Raw genomic sequence first — 1,272 nt, 5'->3', positions numbered from 1 at the left:
TTAAAGCCAAAAGAAATTACTACCTTAACCGCTCTCTAAATAGCAATTGATTCATTAATTTTAGTCCGAATTGAGTTGATGCACAGACTCACGTTAGGTACAATTACCCAAAAATGACAAAAAAGAGCAAAAAAAGATATAATTTTAGGAACATATTTGTAATAATTTTACTGATATGGATTGCCTCAATATTTGTGATATACTTCTTATTTGCCAATCAATCAGAAAGAGCTTCTTTTGGAGATAGTTTTGGTGCAATTAATTCTCTTTTTTCAGGTTTAGCATTTGGAGGTATAATTTATACTATTTTTCTTCAACGTCAAGAGTTAAAACTTCAAAGAGAAGAATTGAAATTAACAAGAAAAGAATTAAAACGTACTGCAAACGCTCAAGAAAAAGGAAATCAATTTCAAAATGAACAATTAAGAATTCAAAACTTACCAATTCTGCAATTTGGAAGTAAAGAAAAATCAGGAGAGAAATTTATTGAAATAATTAATCAAAGTAGTAATATTCCTTTTGACTTAGATATATGGTTTTATATAGTCGCTTCTGATAACGAAATTTCTAAAAAAGAATTTATTAATAATTTCGTTAAACCTGAAGAAAAAAAATATGAAAATTCTGATATTACTAATGAAGGTTTTTGGGGAATTAAAGAGCGAGGTGTATACACCTCATTACCTCAAAATTATAAAATTTTAATTCCTACGAATTATCCCTTAATGATTGAGAACTTATGCTATGTTTTTATTCAATACAGAGATAATCTAAAAAATAATTATTTACAAATAGTATTATTTGAACAAACACATAATAAACGACAGCCATTTAAAATTTTAGGATTTGACCATAAAGTTGTCGAAATTACTGAAAGAATTGAACTTACAGATGATTTAGAAACGATTACTTTTCCAAAATACGCAGAGGAAGTGATTGAACTTCATAAATCATCAATTTTAATTCCAAGAATCTCGGGTGTAAATTTTAAAGGAGTAGAAAGCCCGTGGAAAATGAAAAAAACATAAAACTGTACCTAACACCGTGTCCTATGAATTAATTGCTTTGTTCGTGCTTACTTACGAAAATCCTCTCGGATTTTCTATATCGTGAGTATTTGTTAACTTAGTCGCTTAACCACGCAACTAACCATACACAAAACCGTTGTAAGCAATTCTGACCCGTCCTGAATAAAGGCTACATAATTTTAAACATTATGTACAGAAATGACAAAGTAATTAGACGGTATTCAGAACCTTTTAAACTAAAAAT

Annotated in this window: 1 protein-coding gene; it reads left to right on the top strand. The window is 28.6% G+C overall.

All coding sequences use genetic code 11. The annotated features are described in order from the left end of the window. The first annotated feature begins 113 nt into the window (after positions 1-113). On the top strand, positions 114-1,028 hold the full coding sequence (locus tag G525_RS21415) for an MreC domain-containing protein (RefSeq protein ID WP_157491979.1): 915 nt from the start codon (positions 114-116) through the stop codon (positions 1,026-1,028). Positions 1,029-1,272: the final 244 nt, after the last annotated feature.

The organism is Gelidibacter mesophilus DSM 14095, assembly GCF_000423005.1.
GTDB classification, from domain to species: domain Bacteria; phylum Bacteroidota; class Bacteroidia; order Flavobacteriales; family Flavobacteriaceae; genus Gelidibacter; species Gelidibacter mesophilus.
Note: the sequence above shows the minus strand (reverse complement) of the source record. Positions and strands in the feature narration are given on the sequence as shown.

Excerpts from the sequence above, each read along its gene's own strand:
- G525_RS21415 (WP_157491979.1), top strand. The coding sequence starts at position 114 with ATGACAAAAAAGAGCAAAAAAAGATATAATTTTAGGAACATATTTGTA.